The following is a 1,115-nucleotide window of genomic DNA, read 5'->3' on the forward strand; positions in this document are numbered from 1 at the left end:
CAGGTGGTCGAGGCATTGGGCGTCGCCGCCACCACCAGGTCCGCCGGCAGCGGATCGGTGAATTCGAGCCCGCTGGCGTCAAGGATGGAACCGCTGTTGTCGATGGTGAAGGTCAGGGTCGAGGACTGGCCCAGGTTGATCGTGTCGGGGGCAAAGACCTTGGTGAAGACGGGCTGCGGCACGACGGTCAGGGTCGCGTTCGCGGTGCCCGAGTTGCCCAGCGAGGAGGTCAGGTCACCGCTGGTGTTCACCTGGGCGCCCACTGCCGTGCCGGTCACGTTCACCGCGACGGTACAGGTGGCCCCAGCGGCAATGGATCCGCCGCTGTAGCTGATCGTGCCCGCGCCGCCCGTGGCGGTGATGGTGCCTCCGGTACAGGTTGTCGAGGCCGCCGGCGTCGCCGCGACCTGCACGCCCGCGGGCAGGTTGTCGGTGAAATCCAGCGCCGTGGCGTCGATGATCGAGGGGCTGTTGTCGATGGTGAAGGTCAGCGTGGTTTCAAAGCCCAGCGCGATGGCGGGGTCGGCAAAGCTCTTGGCGAAGACGGGTTGCGGCATCACGAAGAGGACATCGGTCGCCGGGCCGGAATTGCCCATCGAAGAGGTCAGGTCGCCGCTGGTGTTGGTGTAGTTGCCGGCCGCGGCCGCAACCACGTCGACCGCGATGGTACAGGCACCGCCCGCCAGCTGCTGGCCGCCGGTCAGCGAGATCGACCCGCTGCCCGCGTTGGCGGTCACGGTGCCCGAACAATTGTTCACGACATTCGGGCTGGAGGCGACGACCATGCCCGCCGGAAGGTTGTCGGTGAAGGCCAGGCCGGTGGCGTCCAGCGTCGCCGGGCGGTCATTGTCGATGGTGAAGGTCAGCGTGCTGACCTGGCCCGCACCCAGGGTGTCCGGTGCAAAGACTTTGGTAAAGGCGGGCGGCGGCACGACGGCCAGCGCGTCCGAGGCACTGTCCGAGTTGCCCAGGCTGGAGGTGAGATCCCCCGAGGTGTTGTTCAACAGGCCGGTGGTGGTCGCGGTCACATCCACCTGGACTGTACAGATCGACGAGGCGGCGACCGTGCCGCCGGTATAGGAGATGGTCCCGCTGCCGCCGGTGGCGGTAATCGT

General features: G+C 67.5%; 1 protein-coding gene. It reads right to left on the bottom strand.

All coding sequences use genetic code 11. The features are described from left to right. On the bottom strand, positions 1-1,115 hold a 1,115-nt coding region (locus tag PVW46_RS13355; RefSeq protein WP_443137041.1), incomplete at both ends, for a DUF7933 domain-containing protein.

Source organism: Mameliella sp. AT18 (assembly GCF_028807275.1).
Taxonomy (GTDB): Bacteria; Pseudomonadota; Alphaproteobacteria; order Rhodobacterales; family Rhodobacteraceae; genus Antarctobacter; species Antarctobacter albus.